This window comes from Pseudogemmobacter hezensis (genome assembly GCF_013155295.1).
GTDB classification, from domain to species: Bacteria; Pseudomonadota; Alphaproteobacteria; order Rhodobacterales; family Rhodobacteraceae; genus Pseudogemmobacter; species Pseudogemmobacter hezensis.
Window position 1 is genome coordinate 162990 of the sequence record NZ_JABJXT010000006.1, and the last position, 26457, is coordinate 189446.

At 62.3% G+C, this 26457-nt stretch carries 26 protein-coding genes and 1 pseudogene; 23 read left to right on the forward strand and 4 right to left on the reverse strand.

The features are described from left to right. Positions 1-71 precede the first annotated feature (71 nt). Positions 72-137, reverse strand: a pseudogene (locus tag HOY34_RS22590) (hypothetical protein); the annotation flags it as partial. A 42-nt stretch (positions 138-179) separates the two neighbouring features. On the opposite strand from HOY34_RS22590, the gene HOY34_RS08845 reads away from it, so the two are divergent. Both HOY34_RS08845 and pssA read left to right on the forward strand, forming a co-directional pair. Further along, positions 180-872 carry a phosphatidylserine decarboxylase gene (locus HOY34_RS08845; protein WP_436645180.1) on the forward strand — a complete coding sequence of 231 codons (693 nt, stop codon included), beginning with the start codon at positions 180-182 and terminating at the stop codon, positions 870-872. Further along, positions 873-1706 carry a CDP-diacylglycerol--serine O-phosphatidyltransferase gene (gene pssA / locus HOY34_RS08850; RefSeq protein ID WP_172361928.1) on the forward strand — a complete coding sequence of 278 codons (834 nt, stop codon included), beginning with the start codon at positions 873-875 and terminating at the stop codon, positions 1704-1706. 47 nt (positions 1707-1753) lie between these two features. On the opposite strand, the gene HOY34_RS08855 is transcribed toward pssA, so the two are convergent. Next, entirely contained in the window at positions 1754-2188 is a 435-nt protein-coding gene (locus HOY34_RS08855) for a hypothetical protein (RefSeq protein ID WP_172361929.1), read from the reverse strand. Between the two features lie 121 nt (positions 2189-2309). After that, positions 2310-4148 (reverse strand): M3 family oligoendopeptidase, encoded by a 1839-nt coding sequence (locus HOY34_RS08860; protein ID WP_172361931.1) that lies wholly within the window; start codon positions 4146-4148, stop codon positions 2310-2312. Positions 4149-4601: 453 nt separating this feature from the next. Here HOY34_RS08860 and HOY34_RS08865 point away from each other — a divergent pair, with 453 nt between their 5' ends. From HOY34_RS08865 to HOY34_RS08915, 11 genes are all read left to right on the forward strand, one after another. Then, positions 4602-6017 carry a circularly permuted type 2 ATP-grasp protein gene (locus tag HOY34_RS08865; protein ID WP_172361933.1) on the forward strand — a complete coding sequence of 472 codons (1416 nt, stop codon included), beginning with the start codon at positions 4602-4604 and terminating at the stop codon, positions 6015-6017. Between the two features lie 6 nt (positions 6018-6023). Next, entirely contained in the window at positions 6024-6974 is a 951-nt protein-coding gene (locus tag HOY34_RS08870) for an alpha-E domain-containing protein (protein WP_172361935.1), read from the forward strand. Further along, complete coding sequence (locus tag HOY34_RS08875; protein WP_172361937.1) at positions 6974-7834, forward strand: transglutaminase family protein; 861 nt, start codon at positions 6974-6976, stop codon at positions 7832-7834. The genes HOY34_RS08870 and HOY34_RS08875 overlap by 1 nt, the downstream gene beginning before the upstream one ends. A gap of 33 nt (positions 7835-7867) precedes the next feature. Next, on the forward strand, positions 7868-8590 hold the full coding sequence (locus HOY34_RS08880) for a proteasome-type protease (protein ID WP_172361938.1): 723 nt from the start codon (positions 7868-7870) through the stop codon (positions 8588-8590). Between the two features lie 192 nt (positions 8591-8782). After that, positions 8783-9094, forward strand: a complete 312-nt coding sequence (locus tag HOY34_RS08885) for a hypothetical protein (protein WP_172361939.1) — start codon at positions 8783-8785, stop codon at positions 9092-9094. Positions 9095-9323: 229 nt separating this feature from the next. Beyond that, positions 9324-10223: a LysR family transcriptional regulator gene (locus HOY34_RS08890; RefSeq protein WP_172361941.1), complete on the forward strand. Its 900-nt coding sequence runs from the start codon at positions 9324-9326 to the stop codon at positions 10221-10223. A gap of 360 nt (positions 10224-10583) precedes the next feature. Further along, a complete protein-coding gene (locus HOY34_RS08895) occupies positions 10584-11309 on the forward strand; it encodes a DUF481 domain-containing protein (RefSeq protein ID WP_253944334.1) in 726 nt (241 codons plus the stop codon). Positions 11310-11524: 215 nt separating this feature from the next. Further along, positions 11525-12226 (forward strand): hypothetical protein, encoded by a 702-nt coding sequence (locus HOY34_RS08900; RefSeq protein WP_172361944.1) that lies wholly within the window; start codon positions 11525-11527, stop codon positions 12224-12226. Positions 12227-12337: 111 nt separating this feature from the next. Beyond that, positions 12338-13672 (forward strand): outer membrane protein assembly factor BamB family protein, encoded by a 1335-nt coding sequence (locus tag HOY34_RS08905; RefSeq protein WP_366926937.1) that lies wholly within the window; start codon positions 12338-12340, stop codon positions 13670-13672. 43 nt (positions 13673-13715) lie between these two features. Further along, positions 13716-15194 (forward strand): ribosome biogenesis GTPase Der, encoded by a 1479-nt coding sequence (gene der, locus HOY34_RS08910; RefSeq protein WP_172361948.1) that lies wholly within the window; start codon positions 13716-13718, stop codon positions 15192-15194. A gap of 183 nt (positions 15195-15377) precedes the next feature. Further along, on the forward strand, positions 15378-17873 hold the full coding sequence (locus HOY34_RS08915; RefSeq protein WP_172361950.1) for a glycosyltransferase family 2 protein: 2496 nt from the start codon (positions 15378-15380) through the stop codon (positions 17871-17873). Between the two features lie 113 nt (positions 17874-17986). Here the strand turns inward: HOY34_RS08915 and serS are convergent, their stop codons facing one another. Further along, a complete protein-coding gene (gene serS / locus HOY34_RS08920) occupies positions 17987-19279 on the reverse strand; it encodes a serine--tRNA ligase (protein ID WP_172361952.1) in 1293 nt (430 codons plus the stop codon). 289 nt (positions 19280-19568) lie between these two features. On the opposite strand from serS, the gene yajC reads away from it, so the two are divergent. The 10 genes from yajC to HOY34_RS08970 all read left to right on the forward strand — a co-directional run bounded on the left by yajC (position 19569) and on the right by HOY34_RS08970 (position 26411). After that, positions 19569-19901 carry a preprotein translocase subunit YajC gene (gene yajC / locus HOY34_RS08925; RefSeq protein ID WP_172361954.1) on the forward strand — a complete coding sequence of 111 codons (333 nt, stop codon included), beginning with the start codon at positions 19569-19571 and terminating at the stop codon, positions 19899-19901. Between the two features lie 88 nt (positions 19902-19989). Beyond that, complete coding sequence (gene secD, locus HOY34_RS08930; protein ID WP_172361956.1) at positions 19990-21657, forward strand: protein translocase subunit SecD; 1668 nt, start codon at positions 19990-19992, stop codon at positions 21655-21657. Positions 21658-21672: 15 nt separating this feature from the next. Next, positions 21673-22647, forward strand: coding sequence for a protein translocase subunit SecF (gene secF / locus HOY34_RS08935; protein WP_172361958.1), 975 nt, complete (start codon positions 21673-21675; stop codon positions 22645-22647). A 9-nt stretch (positions 22648-22656) separates the two neighbouring features. Next, positions 22657-23013 (forward strand): Mth938-like domain-containing protein, encoded by a 357-nt coding sequence (locus tag HOY34_RS08940; protein WP_172361959.1) that lies wholly within the window; start codon positions 22657-22659, stop codon positions 23011-23013. A gap of 82 nt (positions 23014-23095) precedes the next feature. Continuing rightward, positions 23096-23752 (forward strand): heme ABC exporter ATP-binding protein CcmA, encoded by a 657-nt coding sequence (gene ccmA, locus HOY34_RS08945; protein ID WP_172361961.1) that lies wholly within the window; start codon positions 23096-23098, stop codon positions 23750-23752. After that, on the forward strand, positions 23749-24405 hold the full coding sequence (gene ccmB / locus HOY34_RS08950; RefSeq protein ID WP_172361963.1) for a heme exporter protein CcmB: 657 nt from the start codon (positions 23749-23751) through the stop codon (positions 24403-24405). The genes ccmA and ccmB overlap by 4 nt, the downstream gene beginning before the upstream one ends. A 62-nt stretch (positions 24406-24467) precedes the next feature. Continuing rightward, positions 24468-25199, forward strand: coding sequence for a heme ABC transporter permease (locus HOY34_RS08955; RefSeq protein ID WP_172361965.1), 732 nt, complete (start codon positions 24468-24470; stop codon positions 25197-25199). Next, complete coding sequence (gene ccmD, locus HOY34_RS08960; RefSeq protein ID WP_172361967.1) at positions 25196-25378, forward strand: heme exporter protein CcmD; 183 nt, start codon at positions 25196-25198, stop codon at positions 25376-25378. Before HOY34_RS08955 ends, ccmD begins: the two co-directional genes overlap by 4 nt. Then, complete coding sequence (locus tag HOY34_RS08965; RefSeq protein WP_172361969.1) at positions 25375-25917, forward strand: DsbE family thiol:disulfide interchange protein; 543 nt, start codon at positions 25375-25377, stop codon at positions 25915-25917. Before ccmD ends, HOY34_RS08965 begins: the two co-directional genes overlap by 4 nt. Then, complete coding sequence (locus HOY34_RS08970) at positions 25914-26411, forward strand: hypothetical protein (protein ID WP_172361971.1); 498 nt, start codon at positions 25914-25916, stop codon at positions 26409-26411. Before HOY34_RS08965 ends, HOY34_RS08970 begins: the two co-directional genes overlap by 4 nt. Positions 26412-26457 lie beyond the last annotated feature (46 nt).

Sequence of the window (26457 nt, forward strand, 5' to 3'; positions counted from 1 at the left end):
CTGACGCCTTTGATTTCCCTCTGGCCCAGATCGGCTTGACCCAGATCGGTTTGACCCAGATCGGTTTGGCCCAGATCGGTTTGGCCCAGATCGGTTTGGCCCAGATCGGTCGCGGACAGATTGCCGCTGCCTGACAGAGCGGTTACAACAGGCGAAAGCTGTCAGAGAGGTAAATGCCCATGCGAATGATCGACACCTTCGTAAAGCCGATGCATCGTGAGGGGATCCCCTTTGTCGCGATTTTTGCGCTGATCACCCTGGTTCTCTTTTTCATCTGGGAACCGCTGGGCTGGCTGGGTCTTGCCCTGACGATCTGGTGCTATTACTTCTTCCGCGACCCCAAACGCGCGGTGCCGGAAAACAAGGGGCTGCTGGTCAGCCCGGCTGACGGCATCGTCTCGATGATCACCCCTGCCGTCCCCCCGGTCGAGCTGGGTCTGGGCAATGAGGCGCTGACCCGGGTCTCGGTTTTCATGTCGGTGTTCAACTGCCATGTGAACCGCACGCCGATCTCGGGTAAGGTGACGGCGCTGGCCTATCGGCCGGGAAAATTCCTGAACGCCTCGATGGACAAGGCCTCGGACGATAACGAGCGCAACTCGCTGGCGATCCAGCTGGAAGATGGCCGCCATATCGCGGTTGTGCAGATTGCAGGCCTCGTGGCGCGCCGTATCGTTTGCTGGACGAAGCCGGGCGACATGCTGCGCACGGGCGAGCGGTTCGGCCTGATCCGTTTCGGCTCGCGGCTGGATGTCTATCTGCCGCCGGGCGTCGAGCCGCAGGTTGCCGTTGGCCAGACCGCAGTTGCAGGTGAGACGGTTCTTGCGCTGATCGGAACGGATGCGCCAGCGCGCCACGCCAGGATCGAGTGAATGAGCCTGCCCGACCAGAGCCCCGTTCCGGCCGGTCCGGATGCAGCGAACACAGCTGAGGGCGCAGCGCAGGTCACGCGCCCGATACCGGATCCTGACACGCCTGATCCTGACACGCCCGAGCGCGGCCTTCTGGTTTTGCGGCTTTTGCCCAATCTGGTCTCGATCCTGGCGCTTTGTGCCGGGCTGACCGCGATCCGCTTTGCCTTTGCGGGCAATGTGAATATCGCGGTGCTGTTGATTGCGCTGGCGGCGTTTCTGGACGGGCTTGACGGGCGTCTGGCGCGAATGCTGCGATCAGAAAGCGCGATCGGGGCCGAACTGGACAGTCTTTGCGATTTCGTGAATTTCGGCGTGGTCCCGGCGCTGGTGCTGTATTTCTGGGGGCTCAGGGCTGAGGCCTCGATGGGCTGGATCGCGGTGCTGGTCTATGCGGTATGCTGCATGCTGCGGCTGGCGCGGTTCAATGTCGGCAATCGGGAAGCAAGCCCGAAAGAGAAAACCGGCTTTATCGGCGTGCCTTCACCGGCGGGCGCGATGCTGGTGCTGACGCCGATCTATCTGGCGCATGTGACCGGCTTCCGCCTGCCAGAGGCGGTGGTGACCTTCTGGATGGTCGCGGTCGGGGCGCTGATGATCTCACGCGTGCCGACCCCCAGTCTGAAGCGGGTGCGGATCCCGGCCAGCGCGGCGCCCTATGCGCTGGTGGGCGCGGTGGCGGCGGTGGCACTGGTGATCACCTACCCCTGGGTGACGCTGCTCTTGTTCTCGCTGGGCTATGGCAGCGGGCTGATGTGGCACGCAATCCGGCATCTTCGGCGCAACGAAACCTAAAGCGAGAGCGCCCGTTTTCGGGCAGAAAACAGGCGCTCGCCGCGCGGTCAGCTGTGGTAGGTTGCCTTGCGCCTGACCCTGCCAAGGGGATCAATCTCAAGCGCGCGGCGCGCGGGAACCCCTTCATAGTCGGTTTTCGCAACTTTGCCCGAGCTGTCCTCGATGATCAGCGTAAATCCTGGCATAACCGGGTCTGCATGGAACTCGGCCATCACAGTCCGCCAATCGCTCCTTCCGAACCCTTTTGCCCGGCTCAGACGGTCAAACGCCTCGATAATATGCGGCATTGCTGATGACAAATAAGCGGAAGGGGTGCCCTGAACCACCTTGCCGTTCAAAAAGTCGATGGTCAGCACGCCGTCCTGGGATTGCGCGGCATCTTTATAGACGTTCAAATCGTAAAATGTTGTGAGAAAGCTCATCCCGCCTACGATAGAGTCCGCAACACTGTGCGCGACCGACCTGACATCACTCATTCTCATGATAAATCTCCTGACGCCCCGCCAGGAAGCGTAGCGGCTGGATGGTCGTCCGTAAATCGTTAAGATTTGCCGGGCCAAAGCATGGAAAAGCCCCCGGATCACGCGATCCGGGGGCTTTTAATCACTCCATCGCTTCCAGCTCGTCGATGAAGCCTGCGATCATCGACAGGCCCTTGTCCCAGAATTTCGGGTCCGAGGCGTCAAGGCCAAAGGGGGCCAGCAGCTCTTTGTGGTGCTTCGATCCGCCCGCTTTCAGCATCTCGAAATACTTGTCCTGGAAGCCCGGCAGCCCATCGGCATAGGCGGCATAAAGCGCGTTCACCAATCCGTCGCCAAAGGCATAGGCGTAGACATAGAAGGGCGAGTGGATGAAATGCGGGATATAGGCCCAGAAGGTCTGATAGCCATCCATGAAGTCAAAGACCGGGCCAAGGCTTTCGGCCTGCACAGACATCCACAGCGCGTTGATGTCGTCGGGCGTCAGCTCGCCCCCGGCGCGGGCGGCGTGCAGCTTGCACTCGAAATCGTAAAACGCGATCTGGCGGACGACCGTGTTGATCATATCCTCGACCTTGCCCGCCAGCAGCACCTTGCGCTCGGCCGGGGTTTTGGCCTCATCCAGCAGCTTGCGGAAGGTCAGCATCTCGCCAAAGACGGATGCGGTTTCCGCCAGCGTCAGCGGGGTTGAGGACAAAAGCTCGCCCTGGCCCGCCGCCAGCACCTGGTGGACGCCATGGCCCAGCTCATGCGCCAGCGTCATCACGTCGCGCGGTTTGCCCAGGTAGTTCAGCATCACATAGGGGTGGACGGTGGTGACCGTCGGATGCGCGAAGGCGCCCGGCGCCTTGCCCGGCTTCACCCCCGCATCAATCCAGCCCTTTTTGAAGAAGGGCTGCGCCAGTTCGGCCATGCGCGGGTCAAAGGCAGCGTAGGCCTCGGTCACCTGACGCTCGGCGGTGGCCCAGTCGATCAGTTTGGGATCCTCGGCGGGCAGGGGGGCGTTGCGGTCCCAGACCTGCAGCCGATCCAGACCCAGCCATTTCGCCTTCAGCGCGTAATAGCGATGCGACAGCTTCGGATAGGCGGCGACGACGGCGTTACGAAGCGCCTCGACCACCTCTGGCTCGACATGGTTCGAGAGGTGCCGCCCGGACTGGGGCGTCGGCATCTTGCGCCAGCGATCCTCGATTTCCTTTTCCTTCGCCAGCGTATTGGTGATCCGCGCGAAAAGCTTGACGTTTTTGTCAAAGACCTCGGCCAGGGCATGGGCCGCAGCTTCGCGCCGGGCGCGGTTCGGGTCGGTCAGAAGGTTCAGCGTCGCCTCAAGGTTCAGCTCTTCCTCTTCGCCTGCCACGGTGAACATCAGGCCTGCGGTGGTCTCATCAAACAGTTTGTTCCAGGCAGATGCGCCGACAACAGACTGATCATGCAGGAATTTCTCCATCTCATCCGACAGCTGATGCGGGCGCATGGCGCGCATACGGTCAAAGACCGGCTTATAGCGGGCGAGATCCTCATTGGCATTCAGCAGTGCGGTCAGATGCGCGTCATCGAGGCGATTGAACTCAAGGCTGAAAAAGACCAGCGATGTGGTCGCGACCGTCACCGCATCCTGGGCGTCGGCCATGAATTTGGCGCGCTCCGAGTCCATGGTGTTCTGGTAATAGCGCAGCCCCGCATAGGACATCAGCCGCCCGGCGGTCACGTCGATCGCCTCATAATCCTGCACGCATTTCAGAAGGCCCGCCGCATCCAGCGTGGCCAGCTTGCCTTCATATTTCGCGGCAAAATCGGCGCAGGCCTTTGACAGCCACTCTGTATCGCGGGTGAATTCCGGGGCGTCGGGGGCGGGGTAGAGATCGCGCAGATCCCATTCCGGCAGATCGCCAAAGCCCTTTCCAGACGCATTTGCATCGAAAACCGGAAGGGGGGGGCTGAAGGTGAAAGGGCTGCGGATCATCGGACTACCTGTGCTGTTTTGCCCCTGAGTAAGGGCCTTACCCACCATCTAGGCGTGAGGGGGGGCGGGCTGCAAGGGTTGGCGCAATCCCTGGGGCTGGAGATAGCGTGATCTTTACAGCCCCGATCTGACCATAGAGCACCGCTTTTCCGCCTGGCCCCGGGCTTTGGCCTGGCCCCGGCGCTTTGATCGCGGCTTTTGGCCGGTGATCGGAATTTTGCTCTGGTTATTCCTGATCTTCGCGGCAACAGTTCTGCATGTCTGCCCCCGTCAGGAGGGGGGGCAGAAGGGGGATTGACCGTGGAACCGCAGCCTGCATTTGGCGTTTGCTCTGGTGTTGCTTAAAAAATGTGCAGGTGCACATGACGCAACCAGTGGATAGCCGGATGAGGTCTTTACGCTGCCGCATCTGCGCGATTGACTGAAAGTGCCATTAAGCGAGTGGAGCCAGATATGGGCGTATTCTTCGACGAGATGAACGGATCGGGTGGGGGCACCCGCATCCCCTATGCAAGGCTCGAAGAATGGCTGGCAACCATGCCCAAAGAGTTACGAAGCCTGAAACAGGCCGAGGCCGAGGCACTGTTTCGCCGCATCGGCATCACCTTCGCGGTTTATGGTGAGGGCGGCGATCCGGATCGGCTGATCCCTTTCGATATGTTCCCGCGCGTCTTCTCGGCCGCCGAATGGGCGCGGCTGGATCGCGGCGTCAAACAACGCGCCAAGGCGCTGAATATGTTTCTGGTCGATGTCTACGGACGCGGCGAGATCATTCGTGCGGGCCGCATCCCCGCCAATCTGGTCTATCAGAATGAGGCCTATGAGAAGGCGGTCGTCGGGTTCGTGCCGCCCAAAGGCGTCTATTCCCATATCGTCGGCATTGATCTGGTGCGCACCGGGCCGGAGGATTTCTTCGTGCTGGAGGACAATTGCCGCACGCCTTCGGGCGTCTCCTATATGCTGGAAAACCGCGAGATCATGATGCGGATGTTCCCCGGTCTTTTCCGCGAGAACCGCATCCAGCCGATTGATTCCTATGCGGAAATTCTGCGCCGCACGCTGGCCTCTGTCGCGCCCGTGAAATGCAAAGGCGAGCCGAAGGTTGTGATCCTGACGCCGGGTCATTTCAACTCGGCCTATTATGAACACTCGTTCCTGGCCGATCTGATGGGGGTCGAGCTGGTCGAGGGCCAGGACCTCTTTGTCGATGGCGAATTCGTCTATGCCCGCACGACCGAGGGCCCGAAGCGCGTCGATGTGATCTACCGCCGGATTGATGACGCCTTCCTGGATCCTTTGTGCTTCCGGCCGGATTCCATGCTGGGCGTGCCGGGGCTGATGGATGTCTACCGCTCTGGCGGCGTTTCGATCTGTTCCGCGCCGGGCGCGGGCGTTGCCGATGACAAGGCAATCTACACCTATGTGCCTGAAATGATACGTTTCTATCTGGGTGAAGAGCCGATCCTGAAAAACGTGCCCACCTGGAAATGCGCCGAGCGTGACGATCTGAAATATGTGCTCGACAACCTGGGTGAGCTGGTCGTCAAAGAGGTGCATGGCTCGGGCGGCTATGGCATGCTGGTTGGCCCCAAGGCCAGCAAGGCCGAGATCGAGGCCTTCCGCGCCCAGCTGGTGGCGAACCCCTCGAATTACATCGCGCAGCCGACGCTGGCGCTTTCGACCGTGCCGACCTTCGTGGATGAGGGCGTCGCGCCGCGCCATGTCGATCTGCGCCCCTATTGTCTGGTGGGCGAGCGGATCGAGCTGGTCAAAGGCGGTCTGACGCGGGTCGCTTTGCGTGAGGGCAGTCTTGTCGTGAACTCGTCGCAGGGCGGGGGCGTCAAGGACACCTGGGTTTTGGCGGAGTAACCGGATATGCTTTCAAGAACCGCCAATAATCTTTACTGGATCGCCCGCTATATGGAGCGTGCCGATACCGTCGCACGGCTGCTGGATGTGGGCAGCCGGATCTCGCTGATCCCCTCGGAACATGGTTATCGCAGCGAATGGGACAGTCTTTTGCAGGCCAGCGGCATGGCCGAGGGCTTTACCGCCAAATATGGCGACCCGGTGCAGCGCAACCTGGAAAGCTGGCTGTTTTTCGACCGCGACAACCCCTCATCTGTGGCCAGTTGCCTGACCTCGGCGCGGGAGAATGCGCGGATCGTGCGCACCGCGATGACCGCTCAGGTCTGGGACGCGCTGAACGGCGCCTTTCAGGAGCTGCGCCAGCTGGAGCGGCAAGAGAGATCCAGCCTGGATCAGTCGACGCTGACCGAATGGGTGACGCGGCAATCGGCGCTGGTTCGCGGTGCGATTGACGCCACGCTTTTGCGCGACGATGGCTATAACTTCCTGAACCTGGGCTATTATCTGGAGCGTGCCGACAATACCGCCCGGCTTTTGGACGTGAAATATTACGTGCTGCTGCCGCGTCTGGATTTCGTGGGCTCTGGCCTCGACAATTACCAGTGGTCAACGCTTTTGCGGGCCATGGGGGCGCAGCGCGCTTTCCACTGGGCATATGGTGGCGAGATCACCGCCGGAAAGATCGCCGATTTCCTGATCCTGAACCGGCAAAGCCCGCGTGCGCTGATCACCTGCATCGCCGGGGCTGAAAACCATCTGGCGCGGCTGGCCAAGACCTATGGCAAGGAAAATGCCGCGCAAACGCTGGTGCGCGAGATGATGACTGAACTGGAGACCGAGACCGTCGAGCGCATCTTCGATGAGGGGCTGCATGAATATCTGTCGCGCTTTATCGGCTCGGTTGCGGGTCTCGGCTCGGTCATCCATGAGGTCTATCTTGGCGGAGAGGTCAGCTGATGCGTCTGATCGTTGATCACATCACCCGCTATGATTACGAGCGCCCGGTTCGCGGCCTGGTGCAAAGCCATCGCCTGACGCCCTCGGTCTTTCAGGGGCAAAAGGTGATCTCCTGGCAGGTCAGCGTGACCGCCGGGCAGACCGGAGAAGAGGGGGGCGAAACGCCTGGCCTTTTGGGGGCCGAGTTTACCGATGGGGCGGGTGACCGCATCCAGGGCTGGCGTATCGCGGGGCCCGCAACCCGGGTCACGGTTCGCGTGCAGGGTGAGGTCGAGACCGCTGATCTTGCCGGCATGCTGAAGGGCCACCGCGAGGTGATCAACCCCTGCGCCTATAAGCGCGAAACCGCGATGACGGCGGGCTCGGCGGCGCTTGAGGCGCTGGCCGAGACGGTCTCTGATGCGGGCGGGCAGCTTTCGCTGGCGCATGGTCTGTCGGCGGCGGTCTCGGGGGCGATCCGCTATCAGCCGGGGGTGACGCATGCCCATACCTCGGCCTCTGAGGCGCTGGCCCTGGGCGAGGGGGTCTGCCAGGACCACGCCCATGCGCTGATCGCGCTGGCACGGTTGCGCGGCCTGCCGGCCCGTTATGTCTCGGGCTATCTTTTCGCCGATTCCAGCGGAGCCGCACCCGATTCTGCAGCCGAGGCCGCCCATGCCTGGGCCGAGATTTTCGTCGATGGCCTGGGCTGGATCGGCTTTGATCCGGCCAATGAATGCTGCCCGGATGCGCGTTATATCCGGCTGGCCTCGGGCTTTGATGCGCGTGACGCAGCCCCGATCCGGGGCGTGGCACGCGGCGGCACTGCCGGAGACGAGTTTATGGATGTATCGGTTGCGGTCCTTTCGGCGGATCAGTAATGTCCCGGTGGTGAAGACTTTTTCCGGTGAGAAATGACCTATTGCGTCGGCCTGTTGCTTAATCAGGGCATGGTATGTCTGTCTGATACCCGCACCAATGCGGGGCTCGACAATATCTCGACCTACCGCAAGATGTTCACCTTTGAAAAACCGGGTGAGCGGGTGATCACCATCATGACCGCGGGCTCGCTTTCGGTCACCCAGACCACCATCGCCCGCCTGCATGAGGCGATGGATGAGGAAAACGCCACGCCGGAAACCTCGATCATGCTGGCGCCGACCATGCTGAAAGTGGCGGATCTGGTCGGAAACACCCTGGCCGCCGTGCGCCGCGAGATCGGCGAGAAACTGTCGATGGCGCAGGGGGCCTCGGCCTCGATGATCGTGGCGGGGCAGAGGAAGGGCGGCGGCATGCGCATGTTCCTGATCTATCCCGAAGGCAATTATATCGAGGCCACCGACGACACCCCCTTCCTGCAGATCGGCGAGCATAAATACGGCAAGCCGATTCTCGACCGCGTCGTGCGCCCCGAAACCACCATTGCCGAGGGCAAGCGGGCGGTGCTGGTTTCAATGGATTCGACCCTGCGCTCGAACCTTTCGGTGGGCATGCCGCTGGATCTGGTGGTGATCGAGAAAGACGCGCTGCGCGTCACCAGCACAAGGCGCATCGAGGCCGGGGATGAAGGGTTCCGCGCCATGAGCGAGGCCTGGTCCAACGCGCTGCGCGACGGCTTTACCCGTATCGAGATCTGAGCGCGCTCCAGGGGGCCGAGGCCCGGTTACAGGCGCGGAAGCGCCTGTTTTAACCTGCATTTCAGGCGGAAAGGGCATTTCCACCGTCAAAATATGTAAAATGCGCTGATTATCTCATTTGCTTTGTCACAGGGGCTTCACATCCGCGCGGCGCGTGCCTAGCTTTTCCTCACAGGACAGGAGAGACGACTCATGCCAAAGCTTGTGAAACTCTACATCCAATCCGTGGCGATTGGCTTCGCGCTTTCGGCAGGCTTTGTCGCGCTTTTGCTGATGAGCAATGTCGCCTCGGTGGGCGGGCTGATCATCGGGGCTGGGGCCATGGGCGCCGTCGCGGTTGCGATGCTGGTGGTGTTCTTTGGCATTCTCTTTTCAGGCGTCCAGTTCGCCATTCGCATCATGATGATGGCCGAAGATCAGGGCGGGCCGCGCGGTGGTCTGCGCCAGCAGCTGGTCCCGATCCGCGTCCATGCCGAAAGCCGCAAGCGTCAGACCCGTCGCTGAGGTTTGGTGTCGCTGAGGTTTGGTATCGCTAAGATTTGGTTCTGGCCCCGACCGGCTTTTGCGGAACAGGTCTTCACGCGTTCAGTCCGATATATTTCCTGACCCGCCGCCTCCGTGAAGGAAAGCGGCGGGTTTTCGCATTTGCGGCCCCCGGAATGGGCCTCTGGCCTCGTATCGGCGGGGGCAGGCGGGTAAGCATTTGCATTACAGTGAATAAAAGGTGGTCGTTATGGAACTGGCGCTGATCAGAAGCTTTGTCGAGGTCGCCGAAAGCGGCTCATTCGCGGCGGCCTCAGACCGGCTTTTTGTGACACAATCCGCGGTTTCACTACGGATCCAGCGGCTTGAGGAACAGCTTGGCCGCCCGCTTTTTCTGCGCTCAAAGGATGGGGTGGCGCTGACCGTGGCCGGGCGCGAGTTTCGCACCTTTGCCAATACCATCATGCGCAACTGGGAAGAGGCGCGTCAGCGCGTGGCGCTTGCCGAAGACGGGGCGGCCTCGCTGGCGCTGGTGGCACCGCCGACGCTTTGGTCGGGTTTTGGCTATAGCTGGATCGACAATCTGCGTCAGCGTCTGCCGCATTTGCATTTGCGCGCAGAGGCGGCCCGCAGCGAGGCGCTGGCGATGATGCTGGTCGCAGGCCAGGCGCAAATCGGGCTGAGCTATGCGCCCGCCACCCGCAGCGGCCTGGTCAATGCGCCTTTGTTCGATGATCAGCTGGTCATGGTCGCCTCATGGGAGGGCGCTGATCTCGCAGATATGGCGGGGCGTTACGTTTTGGTCGATTGGGGCCAGGACTTCATGCGCCAGCACCAGGAGGCTTTGCCCGGTCTGCATCAGGCGCTGCTTGTGCTGTCTTTGGGGGCATTGGCGGCGCCGTTTATTGCTGCCCGTCCCTGTGCCGGCTATCTGCCCGCCCGCTATGCAAAGGGAGAGATTGAGGCGAAACGGCTATATCTTGTGGCCGGTGCCCCGGTTTTCACCCTGCCAGCCTGGGTGATCTGGCGCGAAGATATCCAAACAGAGTTGCGGACTGTTGCGCAGGAGACACTTGCCCTGGCGGTGGAACAGGTGCTGTCGGACACCTCCGAGGCCCTGGCAATGCACGGCCAGGAACAATGTTCATGAACGCCGTTCAGCATATCTGGTTGGAATCATACGGATAATTTCGAGTCGCTTCCCCGGTATTGGCAGGTTTTCACGACACAAGATCTGGTTCCGTGAGTAATTCCGGGGGCAGCCTCAAGTTTCGTAAATGTTTCGTTTCTGGCCGCAATGCCTCAGATCAGTATCACACAAGCCGACCGGATGTTCCGGCCCCGGCGGGTCACTGTGAAAGGTGTAAAGATGAAAAAGGTTGCTCTCTTCGCTACCGCTTCGGCTCTGTCGCTGTCGCTGGCTGCGCCGCTCTTCGCGCAAACTGAAATTACCGGTATCAGAGCCGTTGAAGATCGCATTGAGGATCTCCAGTATGACGCGAACCGTGACATGAATCGTGCTCGCGATGAGTTCCGCTTCGGTTCGCCCGATCAGCGCCAGGGCCTCTCGGGCTCGGCCTCGCTGGGCTTCTCGGGTAAAACCGGCAACAATGAATCGCAGGAACTGGCTATCGGCCTGCGCATCCGTCACGCTGCCGGCCCGTTCGTTCAGACCATCGGCGCTGTGCTTGACTATGCAGAATCGAACAACCGTTCGACCAAGAAGGACGTGTTCGCCATCTATGACGCGAACTACTACTTCAACGACAAGGTCTATGGCTTCATCCTGGGCCGCGTTCAGTCGGACGGCAAGGCTGATGAACTGAGCGCTGATCAGATCGCCGCTGGCAACACGCTGCGCGACAACGTGAAGCGCGACGCTTTCCTTGGCTTTGGTCCGGGCTACCGTGTGGTGAACACCGATGACGTGGCATGGCGTGTCCAGGCTGGTATCGGTATCAGCTATCTGCAGTATGGCGATGACAGCTCGGTGACCGAAGAAACAGGGATCGTTTCGTCGCGCCTCTTCTACAAGATCAACGACAATGTCTTCCTGACCAATGACACCGACGTTCTGAAATCGGACACTGCTCTGCGGGCCAACAACGACTTTGGTGTGAACTTCAAGATCTCTGACGCAATGTCGACCCGCGTCAGCTATCTGACCGAGTATAACGAGAGCCGTGCGATCCGCACCGACAACAAGCTGGGCGTCTCGATCGTCTTTGGCTTCTGAGGCTGACTTAGCCTGATTGACTTCAAGGGGAATTGAAAACTCCGGGGGCGCGTCTGCGCCCCCGGAATTTTTATATCCGGCCGGCCTTTGTGCTTTCGCGGCGGGGCAGGCCCTGGCCGAGGCTTGCCGCCCTGCGCAGGGCAGGACTTGGCAAGATTGACGGAATCCCTGTAAGACGGGGCAAGACAGTATTGACGGCAGGAAGGCCCAGGACCTTGAGCGACTCCTCCAGCTTCATTGATGAAGTCACCGAAGAACTCCGCCGTGAGCGGTTTACCAAAGCTTTTCGCCGTTGGGGCTGGCTGGGTGGCGTGCTGATCGTCGGCATCGTCGCGGGCACGGCCTGGACGCAATATGCCAAATCGCGGGATGCGGGAATCGCCCAGAACTTCGGCGATGCGCTGATCGAGGCGATGGATACCGGCTCGCCCGAGGCCCGGCGTGAGGCGCTGGCCGCCGTTCCGGCGCAGGGCCAGCAGCTGGTGATCCGCGAGTTGATCGCCGCCTCTGACCCGGCCGAGGACCGCGTAGCGACGCTGGCGGCGCTGGATCAGGTGATTGCCGATACCGCGCTTGCGCCCGTCTGGCGCGATCTGGCGATCCTGCGCCGGGCGATTGTGGCCGGGCCGGACACCCCACTGGCAGAGCGGCGCAGCGCCCTTGGGGGGATTGCGGTCGCAGGCCGCCCCTACCGGGCGCTTGCAGCCGAGCAGCTGGCCTATCTGCTGATCGAAGAGGGCAAGATTCCCGAGGCGATTGCCGCCCTGAACCAGCTTGCGACCGAGCAGGATGCCAGTGGCCCGCTCAGGGCGCGTTCGGGCCAGATCGTGGTCGCGCTTGGCGGCAAGCCCGCTGAAATCATCACCGATATTGCCCCCGCTGCACCAGCGCCCGGGCCGGATGCGGAACAAGAGTAACGACCGCAGGCCCTCGGGCGTGACCGCCCGGGAATTTGCGCGGCGCGTATGTGTGATACGGGCTCAATGAGTGGGCAGAGATGCCAGAGGACGGATATGAAGGGGCACGGCGTGGGCAAGAAACAGCGGATCGGCGGGCTGATGGGCGCGGTTGCGGGGCTGGCCCTGCTGGCCGCCTGTGGCAATAAAGAGCTGATCCTGCCGGGCGAGCGGATCGATGTGCGTGACGTGCTTGAGGGCTCGGCCTCGCGTGAGGCGGGCCCGGTGGCGCGCTCTGCACCGATCAGCCTGCCCGCGCAGCAAAACAACGCCGAATGGGCGCAGCGCGGTGGCAATGTGCGCCATGATGCGCCCCATGCAGCGCTTCGCGCCACCCCGCAGCTGGCCTTTGCCACCACCATCGGCGAGGGCTCTTCGCGCCGCTTCCGTATCGCCGCCGCCCCGGTTGTCGCGGGCGGACGGGTGTTTACGCTGGATGCGGCAATGGTCGTGGCCGGGGTTTCGACCGGCGGGCAGCTTTTGTGGCAGACCGATCTGACGCCGGCGACGGATCGCGGCGGCCGGGTCTCGGGTGGTGGTCTGGCCGCAGATGGCGGCCGGCTTTACGCCTCGACCGCTTATGGCGAAGTGGTTGCGATGGATGCGGCCTCGGGCCGGATGCTGTGGCGTCAGCGCGTTGACAGCCCGATCCAGGGGGCACCTGCGGTTGCGGATGGGGTGGTCTATGTCACCGGGCGTGATGGCTCGGCCTGGGCGATTGGCGCGAATGACGGCAAGGTGCAATGGCAGGTTGTCGGCACGCCAGGGCCTGCGGGCTATCTGGGGTCTGCGGCGCCCACGGTTGCAGACCGGGCGGTGATCTTCCCCTCGGGGGCTGCGGATCTGATCGCGGTCATGAAGATCGGCGGCGGCAATAAGATGTGGCAGAAATCGGTCGCAGGGCGGCGCCCCGGCATCGCCTATGGCGAGGCGCAGGATGTGACGGGCGATGCGGCGCTTGTGGGCGGCACGCTTTACACCGGCACCGCGGTCGGGCGCACCGTCGCCATGGACGCCACCTCGGGCGAGCGGATCTGGGACGCGGAAGAGGGCGCTCTGGGCCCGCTGGCAGTTGCGGGCGGCTCGGTTTTCCTTGTGTCGGATGAGGCGCGTCTGGCGCGTCTGAATGCCAGCACCGGCGAGGTGATCTGGGCGGTCGAGCTGCCCTATTTCACCGCCGAAAAGGTGAAAAAGCGCAAGGCGATCACCGCCCATTACGGCCCGGTTCTGGCAGGCGGGCGGCTTTGGGTTGCCTCGTCTGACGGGGTGCTGCGCGGCTTCTCGCCCGTTGATGGCAGCCTGGTTGCCACTGTTGAAATTCCCGGCGGAGCGGCGACCCAGCCTGCAGTCGCGGGGGGCACGCTTTACGTCGTCTCGAATGACGGGCAACTTCTGGCTTTCCGCTGAGGTCTTTCCCGTGTAACTGGGCGAGCTTCAGGAGATCTGCGCCATGAGCTTCACACTCGCCATTGTCGGCCGCCCCAATGTCGGCAAGTCCACGCTGTTCAACCGGCTTGTGGGCCGCAAGCTGGCGCTGGTCGATGACCAGCCCGGCGTCACCCGCGACCTGCGCGAGGGGGATGCGAAACTTTTCGACCTGCGCTTTACCGTGATCGACACGGCGGGGCTGGAAGAGGTTACCGATGACAGCCTGCAGGGCCGCATGCGCCGCCTGACCGAACGCGCGGTCGAGATGGCAGATGTCTGCCTTTTCGTGATCGACGGGCGGGCAGGGGTGACGGCCACGGATGAAACCTTCGCCGAGATCCTGCGCAAGAAGAACGCCCGCGTGATCCTTGGCGTGAACAAGGCCGAGGGCAAGGCAGGCGATGCCGGCGCGCTTGAGGCCTATAGCCTTGGCCTTGGTGAACCCGTGCGGATGTCTGCCGAACATGGCGAGGGGATGGATGATCTGTACCACATCCTGCGCCCCTTTGAGGAAGAATTCGCCGCGCGCGAGGCCGAGATCACGCCCGAAACCGATCTCGACCTGCCCGAGGACAGCGAGTTCGACAGTGATGATGAGGATGCCGATGAAAGCTGGCGTCCCTCGGTCACCAAACCTTTGCAGATCGCGGTGATCGGCCGCCCGAATGCGGGCAAATCGACACTGGTGAACAAGATCCTTGGCGAGGACCGGATGCTGACCGGGCCAGAGGCCGGGATCACCCGCGATGCGATCTCGATCAGGACCGAGTGGCAGGGCACCCCGATCCGTATCTGGGATACGGCGGGCATGCGCAAAAAGGCGCGGGTGACGGAAAAGCTGGAGAAGCTTTCCGTCTCGGATGGACTGCGGGCCGTGCGCTTTGCCGAGGTCGTCGTGGTCCTTCTGGACAATGAGATCCCCTTTGAGACCCAGGATCTGCGGATCGCCGATTTCGCCGAGACCGAGGGCAGGGCGGTCGTGGTGGCGATCAACAAATGGGATCTGGAAACCGACCGCCAGGACAAGCTGGCCGAGCTGAAAGAGATGTTCGAGCGGCTGCTGCCGCAGCTGCGCGGTGCGCCGCTGGTCACCATTTCCGGCAAGACCGGGCGCGGCATGGACCGTCTGCATGACGCGATCCTGCGCGCCCATGCGGTCTGGAACCGCCGGGTGGCGACGGCACGGCTGAACTCCTGGCTTTCGGCCATGACCGAGGCGCATCCGCCGCCCGCGCCGGGCGGGCACCGCATCAAGATGCGCTATATCACCCAGGCCAAGACCCGGCCGCCGGGTTTCGTTATCAAATGCTCGCGCCCTGATGAGCTGCCCGAAAGCTATAAACGCTATCTGGTCAATGGCTTGCGCGATCACTTTGACATGCCTGGCACGCCGATCCGGTTGTTCCTGCGCGGCCAGGGCGATCAGAACCCGTTCCGGGAAAAGAAGTTCCACACCCCCTCGCGGCTGCGCAAGCACCAGGGGAAACAGGTCAAGAAGTAACGGTTGCAGGCGCTCGGTTTCGGGGCGCATTTCTATGGGCTGGTCTGCCGCGCCCTTTGCGGCAGATCCCCGCACAGATCACGGCCCAGGGCCCCTGGACAGAGCCTGACCGACCCAGACCGATCCGGGGCCGAAAGCGATATGCCTCTCGTGCAGTGAGGGCCAAGCCAACAGGATTACAGCATGCCCGTCGTCACTGTCATCGTCCCGGCCTATAACGCAGGCGCCTATCTGGATGCGACGCTGGCCTCGATCAGCAAACAGAATTTCCGGGATTTCGAATGTATCGTCGTTGACGATTTTTCCGACGACAACACCTTTGAGATCGCCAAAAACTGGCGGGCCAAAGATCGCCGGATCCGGGTGGTCATGCAGCGGGCGCGGGCAGGGGTCTCGGCGGCCAGAAACACCGGACTGAGGGCCTCGAACAGCCCGCTGGTCTGTTTTCTGGATGCCGATGATTTGATGATGCATGACAGTCTGGTGCTGCGGCTGCGGGCCTATCAGCAGGCGCTTCGTGCCGATCCAGAGGGCGCGGGCCGGGTTGCGGGCAGCTATTGCGCCAGCCAGAGCATCCCCGAAGAGGCGAAATCGCCGCCGCCCAGCCGCCCGATGGTGCTGTCACCGCTGGGTTTTGCGACGACGGGCGGGGCTTGCCCCTTCAACGCCAATCAGCCGCTGATCCGCACCGATGTGCTTTATGAATGCGGTGGTTTCAACGAGGCGATGGATCAGGCCGAGGATTATGACCTCTGGGCGCGGATCCTGCGGGCGGGCTATTGGTTCATGCCGGCCCCCCATGTCGCGGTTACCTATCGCAATCGCCGGGGCAGCGCGGTGCGCAAGGCGCCTGTGCGGCATCTGACCAACTCGCTGGCGCTTTATGACAGTGCGCTGCAAAGCCTGGATGCGGACGCCCTGGGGCGCTCGCCGTATCGGCTGATCCGGCCCTTTGGCGATTACGCGCATCAGGCGGGCAAGGCGGGCCGTATTTTGCAGTTTTCCGGCATGTCGATGGCCGCACCCGATGCGCCGCCGCTGGCAGAGATTGCCGCAAGGATCACCGCGCAGCTGCCAGACCTTGGCCATGTGGTGGCCCCCGCGAAGCCGGTTCGCAGACAGGTAGAAGAGGGCATCCGCCGTCAGCTGTCAGGCCCGGTTCCCGAAGAGATGGAGCCACAGCTCGACCAGCTTTTGCAGATGCTGGCCGAGGCCCCGCCGCCCGCCAGCGTTTATGAAAGCACTGACGCGACCGCATTCGGCCCTTACGGAGAGGCGGATCAGGATCGGCTCTGGCATCCTGCTCGCCAGGCTGAGGCCGATATCCTCTTCCTGCCGCATAAGGATTATCACGCCTGGACGATCGGCCTGTTTGCGCCTGCGCTGCAGCGGCTGGGGATCAGCTTTGCCGTGGTCGATCTTGCCGCCACCTGGCGTGAGGGCGGCGTGCGGCAGGTGGCCGAGGATCTGGGCCTGCCGCTGATCCGCTATGGCGAGGTGGCGCTTGGCCGCTATGCGCCGCGCCTTGTGGTCGCCTTCAACGACTGGGACTATGTCACCCGCCCAATCCTGGTGGCAGCTCAGGAGGCCGGGATTGCCACCGCCGCCATTGTCGAGGGCATCCAGGACTATCTCGACAAGGATACGGGCCGCCCGCGTCACGCCTATCGCACGGCGCAGACCGTCTTGCTGCCCGGTGCCTTTGACCGCCGCTATTTCCCGCAAGACGGCGCGCAACATCTTGAAGTGGTTGGCATTCCCCGGATCGAGCATCTGCGCAGCCAGCCCCGCCCGAGCCGCCCGCCCGCAGGGCCTGGCGCAAAGGTTCTGATCAATTCGAATTTTTCGCATAATGTGCTGGTCGAAAAGCGCGACCTCTGGCTGCGTCAGGTGGTTGAGGCTGTTCAGGCCGCAGGCATGGTGCCGGTGATCAGCCGCCACCCCGAGGATCGCGGAACGCTTTTCCCGGAATTTGTCACCGATCAGGATTTCTACACCGCGATCCAGGACTGCAGCCTCTCGGTGCAACGCTTTGCCTCGGGGATCCTTGAAGCGCTGGCGATCAATGTGCCGGTGATCTATTTCAACCCGCATGGCGAAGAGGTGGACAAGTTCAGCTCTGACCCAATGGGGGCCTATCCGGTCGCCCTTACCCCCGAGGCACTGTCGGCGGCGCTGGCGGATTTGCCGAACTGGCAGCAGGCGGCTTTGGCGGCGGCCCCGGCCTTCCTCGACCACCACGCAGGCGCGCCCAAAGGCGATACCGCCACCAGCACCGCAGAGGCGCTGGTGCGTGCGATGGGGGCAAAGCCGGATGATGCGGTGCTGGATCGCTTCTCGCATAATCTGCGGGTGCTGGACTTTGAGACCCAGTCCCTGACCCGCCGCGTCAATCTGTTTGAGGATCCGGCCACCGCGATTGCCCAGCTGCGCGAGATGACCGCCCGCCCTGAATTCCAGCCTGTCTCATCAGAGAGCATGCGGCTTTGGTCGCTGCAGACCGTCAAAGAACCTAATGCTCAGCCGACTGTCAGGCGTTCCGGGCTGGTCTGGCGGATTCGGATGCGGCTGCACAACCGGCTGGAGCGGGCCTATATGGCAACCGCCCGCTGGCCGCGACTGCAGGCGCGGTTGCGGGGGATGGCCGAATATTACCGCCGTCGGTTCTGGCCGCTTTGATCCAGGCTTCGGTGCCTTAACTCATTGCACCCAAAAAGAAACGCCGCTCCAGGGGGGCGGCGTTTTTCATGGCGGATGGTTCGACGCGGATTGTTTGACCGGGGGCGGCCTGATCAGCTTAGCACGCCGTCAGCGCCGATCCGGGTTTTGCCCCCCATATAGCGATGAAGGACCTCGGGGATTTCGACCGATCCATCCGCTTGCTGGCCGTTTTCCAGCACCGCAATCAGGCAGCGCCCGACCGCAAGGCCAGAGCCGTTCAGGGTGGCGATGAACTCGGGCTTGCCGCCCTCGGCGGGGCGGAAACGCGCATTCATCCGCCGCGCCTGGAACTGGCCGCAGGTCGAGATCGACGAGATCTCGCGGTAGCGGTTCTGCCCCGGCAGCCAGACCTCGATGTCATGGGTCTTTTGCGCCCCGAACCCCATATCCCCGGTGCAAAGCACCACCGTGCGATAGGGCAGGCCCAGCTTTTGCAGGATCGCCTCGGCCTGGGTGGTCATGCGCTCATGCTCGGCCAAAGCGGTCTCGGGCGTGCAAAGCGTCACCATCTCGACCTTTTCGAACTGGTGCTGGCGCAGCATGCCGGTGGTGTCCTTGCCCGCAGACCCGGCCTCGGAACGGAAGCATTGGGTATGCGCGGTCATCCGGACGGGCAGCGAAGCCGCGTCAAGGATCTCGCCAGCGGCGGAATTGGTCAGCGTGACCTCGGATGTCGGGATCAGCCACCAGCCATTGGTGGTTTCATAGCTGTCCTCGGCGAATTTCGGCAGCTGGTTGGTGCCAAACATCGCCTCGGATTTGACCAGAACCGGAGTCCAGACCTCGGTCAGGCCATGGTCCTCGACATGGGTGTCGATCATGAACTGCGCCAGCGCCCGGTGCAGCCGGATCACCGCGCCCTTCAGCACCACGAACCGCGCCCCGGACAGTTTCGCCGCCGTGGCGAAATCCATGCCGGGCTTTACGCCTGCGATTTCAAAGTGTTCGACCGGGGTGAAGTCGAATGCAGCGGGCGTGCCCCAGCGGCGGATCTCGACATTGTCATCCTCATCGGCCCCTTCGGGCACCTCGTCCAGCGGCAGGTTCGGGATGGTCGCCAGCTGCTCGCGCAGGCTGCGGTCCTCGGCATCGGCCTCGGCGGTCAGACGGGCGATCTCGGCCTTCTTCTCGGCCACAAGCGCGCGAAGGCGCTCAAATTCGGCCTCATCGCCTTTGGCTTTGGCAGCACCCACCTCTTTGCTGGCGCGGTTCTGCTCAGCCTGGGCGGTCTCGGCGGCGAGGATCTTCGTCCGGCGCGCCTCATCCAGCGCCAGCAGCGCAGGCGACAGCGCAGCCAGACCGCGACGGGACAGGGCCGCATCGAAAGCGGCGGGATTTTCGCGGATCATGCGGATATCATGCATGGAACTGGCCTCGCTGGCTTGCAGGAATTGCGTGAGGGCTTATGCCAGATGGTTGGGCCCGGGAAAAGAGGCAGGCTGCATTGCGGTGCTCTGGATTGTCTGCAGGCCGCCGGTAAGCGCCCTGTGATGCTTACGGCCCTGTCAGATCGTGCAGTTCCTCTGGCGCAGGGGACAAAAAGCGCTTAGATGGGCCGATAATCACGAAGGCGGGCCGCCGACGGGCACCGTTTTCTAAAGACTCACACGGTTTTCACAGACCCACACGCCAAACGCCGGAGATTTCGCCCTCATGTTCGTGACCCCCGCATTCGCCCAGACCGCCTCTGCAACCGGAACAGGCTCTGCCCTGGCTTCATTCGTGCCGCTGATCCTGATCTTCGGGATCATGTATTTCCTGATGATCCGCCCGCAGCAGAAAAAGATGAAAGTGCACCGCGCCATGGTCGAGGCCCTGCGTCGTGGTGACCAGGTCGTCACCCAGGGCGGGATCGTCGCCAAAGTGGTGAAGGTCCAGGAGGACGGCATGGTTGAGGTCGAGATCGCCGAGGGCGTGAAGGTGAAGGTTGTCAAACACACCATCACCCAGGTTCTGAACCGCACCGAGGCTGCTGCCTCGGCCTGAATAAGGGGCGTCCGGCCCCTGGGGCCGGCCCTCATTCTGCCGGCCCGCTACAGGGGCCGGCTTTCCTGTTGTGACTTCTGAGGCTGACATGACGCCGACCGAGACCTGGAAACGAGTTCTTATCCTGCTGGTATGTTGCTGGGGGATAATCGCCGCGCTGCCAAACGCGCTTTATGACCGGGTCGAGCGTCACAATGACGCCGCCGCCGCGATTGCCAAAGCCGATGGCGTGGCCACTGTGGAAGAGGCCGCCGATCTGGCGCTCTGGCCGAACTGGATGCCTTCGGCGCTGATGCCGCTGGGTCTGGATCTGCGGGGCGGGGCGCATCTTCTGGCCCAGGTCCAGGTTGAGGATGTCTATAAGGCGCGGATGGATGGGCTCTGGCCCGAGGCGCGTGATGCGCTGCGCGAGGTGCGCGATCAGGTTGGTGCGGTGCGCCGTGCGCCTTCGCCCGATGATACGGTGCGCATCACCATCTCACGCCCCGAGAATATGGCGGCAGCGCTGGCGGCTGTGCAAAAGCTGGCAAGCCCGGTGATGACGCTGACCGGGATGCAGGCCTCTGACATCACGATCACCTCGCAGGGCGCGGATATCGTCATCCAGCTGACCGAGGCGGAAAAGACCGCAACCGATGATCGCACGATGCTGCAAAGCCTTGAGATCATCCGCAACCGGGTTGACCAGGCGGGCACGCGTGAGCCTACGATCCTGCGCCAGGGCAAAGACCGGATCCTGATCCAGGTTCCCGGAATCGGCTCGGCTGCCGAGTTGAAAGGGCTGATCGGCACCACAGCGAAGCTGACCTTCAACGCGGTGATCAGCACCACCACCGATCCGGGCGCAAATCCCGGGCCGCGCAATCTTTTGCTGCCGTCGAAGGATCAGCCGGGGCTTTACTATATCGTGGAAGAGACCCCGGTGGTCTCTGGCGACAATCTTATCGACAGCCAGCCCAGCTTTGACCAAAATCAGCGCCCGGCCGTCAGCTTCCGCTTTGACGCCTCGGGCGGGCGGAAGTTCGGCGATTACACCGCGAACAATATCGGCAAGCTCTTTGCCATCGTGCTTGATGGCCAGGTAATTTCGGCCCCGATGATCAATGTGCATATCCCAGGCGGCTCGGGCATCATCACTGGCCGCTTCACGGTGGAAGAGACCACCGAACAGGCGATCCTGCTGCGGGCAGGGGCTTTGCCTGCGAAGATGGACTTCCTTGAAGAACGCACCATCGGGCCGGAACTGGGCGCCGATTCCATTGAGGCGGGCAAGACCGCAGCGATGATCGGTCTTGCGGCGGTGCTGATCTATATGGTCGCCTCATATGGGATGTTTGGCTGGTTCGCCAATGTGGCGCTGGTGCTGAACGTGATCATTCTGGTGGCGCTGCTTTCTGCGATCGGGGCGACGCTGACGCTGCCCGGTATCGCGGGGATCGTGCTGACCATGGGGATGGCGATCGACCAGAACGTGCTGATCTTTGAGCGCATCCGCGACGAGCTGCGCGAGGGCCAAAGCCCGCAACGCGCCTGCCAGGCCGGGTTCGAGCGAGCGTTTTCCGCAATCATGGACGCCAATGTGACCGCATTGATGACCGGCTTCATCATGTTCTGGATCGGCTCTGGCCCGGTGCGCGGCTTTGCCGTGACCTTCACGCTGGGGGTGATCACCTCGATGTTCACCGCCGTTTACGTGACACGCCTGGTGGTCGAGCTTTACATCAACACCCGCCGTCCGAAGCAGATCGTGGTTTAAGGGGAGATAACAGTCATGGCATGGCGTCTTAAACTCGTTCCCGACCGGACAAATTTCGACTTTTTCAAATACCAGTGGATCACCTTCTCGATCTCCATCGGGATGATCATCGCCTCATTCGTGCTGGTCGCGGTGATGGGGCTGAACTTTGGCGTCGATTTCAAAGGCGGCACGACAATCCGCACGGAATCCAACCAGAAGGTGGGAATCGCCGCCTATCGTGAGGCGCTGGCTGCGCTGCAGCTGGGCGATGTCTCGATCTCCGAGGTCAATGACCCGGGCTTCCGTGCCGATCAGCATGTGGCGCAGATCCGTATCGGTGCCCGCGAAGGCGAAGAGGCGGTCACGCCTGAGGTGATCCAGGAGGTTGAGGATGCGCTGAAAGCCGTCGATCCGGCGATCACCTTCCCCTCTGTCGAATCGGTCGGGCCCAAAGTCTCGGGCGAGCTGATCTGGAAGGCAGTTCTGGCGGTTCTGGCGGGCTCGGGCGCGATTCTCGTCTATATCTGGATGCGGTTCGAGTGGCAGATGGCGGTCGGGCTGGTCGCGGCGCTTTTGCACGACGTGATCGTGACGGTTGGTGTGTTCGCGCTGTTCCAGATCCGCTTTGACCTGTCCATCGTCGCGGCGCTGCTGACAATCCTTGGCTATTCGGTGAATGACACGGTGGTGATCTTTGACCGGCTGCGGGAAAACCTTGCCAAATACAAGACGATGCCACTGCGCGAGATGATGAACCTGACCACCAATGAGACGCTGTCGCGCACGGTGATGACGGCGACCTCGACGCTTTTGGTGTTGATCGTTTTGCTGATCTGGGGCGGCGATGTGATCCGGGGCTTTGTCTTTGCAATGACGCTGGGCGTGGTTCTTGGCACCTGGTCGACGCTGTATATGGCGAAAAATATCGTGCTTTATCTGGGCGTTGATCGTGGTGATAAGCCGAAAGTGGCGAAAAAAGGCGGTGAATTCGCCGATGTCGACGCCTGAGGCTTGCCGATGCGTCTGACGGAAATCACCTATGCCGAGGCCATGCCGATAGAGAGCTATGGCCCCGGCTTTTTCCGGGTCGGCGGCCATCTGCTGCGCGGTGCGTCCCTGATCACCCCCTGGGATGCGGGGGGCTGGGGGGGCGTTGACGATCTGGATACCTTGCTTTCCCTTGCTGGCCGCATTGATGTTTTGCTGATGGGCATGGGCAAAGAGATCTCCTGGCCGCCTGCCAGCCTGCGCCAGCGTCTTGACGAGGTGGGGATCGGGGTCGAGCCCATGTCCTCGCCAGCAGCTTGCCGCACATATAACGTGCTGCTCTCAGAGGGCCGCAGAATTTCGGCAGCCTTGCTGCCTCTGGGCTGAGGCAGCCCGGAATTTTTGAAAATTCCGGACCAATTCCTTCGAAGGAATTGGCGCGGCCCACAGGATCCGTGACGGAGGAACAATGTTACTAACGGTCCGGGATCTGGCAGTTTCGCGCGGCGGCCTTATCGCGCTAAGCAAGGTTAGCTTCGCGCTGGCGCCTGGCCGCACACTGGTTTTGCGCGGTGCCAATGGCATTGGCAAAACGACGCTCTTGCGGACAATCGCAGGCCTGCAGCCTGCTGCGGCCGGTCAGATCGAGGCCGCGTCCGAGAGCATTGCCTATGCCAGCCACGCCGACGGGGTAAAGCTGGCGCTGAGTGTTTCAGCCAATCTCTCATTCTGGTCTGCTATTTTTGGAACCGGAAAGGCGGCCACTGCAGAGGCGATGCAGCGCATGAACCTGACCTCTCTGGCGGATCGCCCTGCGGCCCGGCTGTCAGCGGGGCAAAAGCGCCGCCTTGGTCTTGCGCGGATGCTGGTCACGGGCCGCCCCGTCTGGCTGCTGGATGAGCCGACCGTGTCTCTCGACCAGGAGTCCGTAGCGCTTTTTGCCGATGTGTTGCGCGATCATCTTGGCGCCGGCGGCGCGGCCCTGATTGCAACCCATATCGACCTTGGCCTGCCCGAGGCCGCCATTCTTGATCTGACGCCCTATCGGACCGCGCCACACCAAATGGCAACGCCTGGGTTTGACGATGCCTTCGGCGATGCTTTCAGCGATGGAGCATCGCGATGATTGCCCTGTTGAAGCGCGACCTTCTGCTTTCGTTTCGGGCGGGCGGCGGCTTTGGCCTTGGGCTTGCCTTCTTCCTGCTGGTCGCGGTGCTGGTGCCGCTTGGGGTCGGGCCGGAAAGCGGCGTTCTCGCCACAATCGCACCTGGCGTTCTTTGGGTTGGGGCCTTGCTGGCCTGTCTGCTCAGCCTCGACCGGATCTTTGCGCTTGATTACGAGGATGGCAGCCTTGATCTGCTTGCCACAGCCCCGCTGCCAATGGAGGGGGTCGTCGCACTGAAAGCGGTCGCGCATTGGCTGGTGACCGGGCTGGCGCTGACGCTTGTCTCGCCTCTGCTGGCGATCCTGCTTAGCCTGCCGCCTGTGGCCTGGCCCTGGCTGATGCTGTCACTGGCAATCGGCACCCCGGCGCTATCGGTGATCGGTGCCTTTGGCGCGGCGCTGACCGTCGGCATCCGCCGCGGGGGGCTTTTGCTTTCGCTTCTGGTTCTGCCGCTCTATCTGCCCACGCTGATCTTTGGTGCCGAGGTCGTGCGGCGCGGCGCGTCCGGTATGGCCCTTACGACGCCACTGGCCGCGCTGGCAGCGATTACCGCAGGATCATTGGCGCTGTTGCCATTTGCCGCAGCAGCGGCAATCCGCGTGAATTTGCGGTAAATCAGTTTATTTTGCAGCCGGGCAAGCTATACCCGCCACCGTAAGGAAGCATCTGGATCGCCATGTCGTTTTGGGAATTTGCCAATCCAAGGAATTTCATGCAGCTGTCAGCCAGGGTCTTGCCCTGGCTGGTCGGGCTGACTGCGGTGTCGCTGATCCTGGGCCTTGGCTGGGGCTTTTTCTTTACCCCGGATGACTACAAACAGGGCGCGACAGTTAAGATCCTGTTCATCCATGTGCCTGCTGCGATGATGGCGATCAATGCCTGGATCATGATGCTGATCACCTCGCTGATCTGGGTGGTGCGCCGGCACCATGTCTCGGCGCTGGCTGCGCGGGCGGCGGCACCTGCGGGGCTGGTGTTTACGCTGATCGCGCTGGTGACCGGGGCCTTCTGGGGGCAGCCGATGTGGAACACCTGGTGGGAATGGGACCCGCGCCTGACCTCATTCCTGATCCTTTGCCTGTTTTACCTGGGCTATATCGCGCTTTGGTCGGCGATCGAGGATCCTGACACCGCAGCCGATCTGACGGCGGTGCTTTGTGTGGTCGGCTCGGTCTTTGCGCTGCTGTCGCGCTATGCGGTCAAGTTCTGGAACCAGGGGCTGCATCAGGATTCGACCATTCTGAAAGTCGGCGAAAAGGATCCGCTGGATGTCGCCTATTACGTGCCACTGGTGATCTGCATCCTGGGATTTGTGTTGTTTTTCATCATGATCGTTCTGCTCAGGACGCGGATGCTGATCCGGGCCAGACGTCTTTCGGTATTGCAGGCAAGGGAGCGGATGGCATGATGCCTGATCTGGGGAAATACACTGTTGCGGTCCTGGGGGCCTGGGGCGCGGCGCTGGTTTTGCTGGCCGGATTGCTGGCCGTCACGCTTTGGCAAGGGGCGCGGATGCGCAAAGCCCTTGCCCTTGCCGAGGCGAGGGCCGCCGCAGAGCGGCCCCGCAAACCGGAGCAGGCAGAATGAACTGGCTGATCGCAGTACCGCCGGTTCTTTTCGCCGGTGTCGTGGCCGCCTTTTACATGGGTATGGGCCGCGAGGGGCAGGGGGAATTGCCCTCGACCTTTATTGGCCGCGATGCGCCGGTTTTGCCCGAAACCGCCTTGCCCGGCACGCCGCTGCTGACAGCCGCGGATCTGCGCAAGGGTGAGGTGACGGTGGTGAATTTCTGGGCCTCCTGGTGTCCGCCGTGTCGCGCTGAGCACCCGGTTCTGAAGGAAATGGACGCCAAAGGCATCCGGGTCGCGGGCGTCAATATCATGGATAAAGAGGCCGATGCGGCGGGCTATCTGCAGCGCGACGGCAACCCCTTCTTTGCGATTGCGACAGATCCCAATGGGCGCAACCGGGTGGAGTGGGGGGTCTCGGCCCCGCCCGAGACCTTTATCATCGACGGTGACGGCAAGGTTCTGTTCAAATTCACCGGGCCGCTGGTTGGCACAGATTATGAGGCCCGCTTTGTTCCGGCGCTGGCGGCGGCGCTGCAACAGGGGGACGAGAAGTGAAGGCGGTTTCTCTGGCCGTTTTCAGCTTGCTTGGCCTGGGCTCAGGGATCGGGATGGCGGATGACCGTCTCCCGGAAACCTCTTTCTTTACCGGGGTTTATGAGCGCGTCGGCAAAGATGCTGCAGAGAGCCCCGGCCTGATTGATGATTTGGTGCGGATCGTGCCTGCCTCTGAGGGTTGGGGTCTTATGCTTTACCCCTGCGCCGCAGAGCCTGGGGGGGAGGCGACTGAGACGGCCGAGAAGGCAACAGACTGGCCCCTGGAACTGCGCGCCTTTGGTCATAATGAGGTGCCAAATATCCTTTACGCTGCCGATGATGCGGCAGATGGCACCGAAGGTGCGGGAAATCTCTGGTGCCAGTATTTCTCGGATCATGGCAATTATCCGATCTTTAACTGCCGCTCTCAAAAGAGGGGCACCTTCACCCTCTGGCCGATCACAGATGAACGAATGGAAGCCTGCATGAGCGCGGCAGGACAGCCCCATCTGTAACAGGCGTCAGCAGATCCTGCGGCGCTGTAAGGCCTGCCAAAGGCGA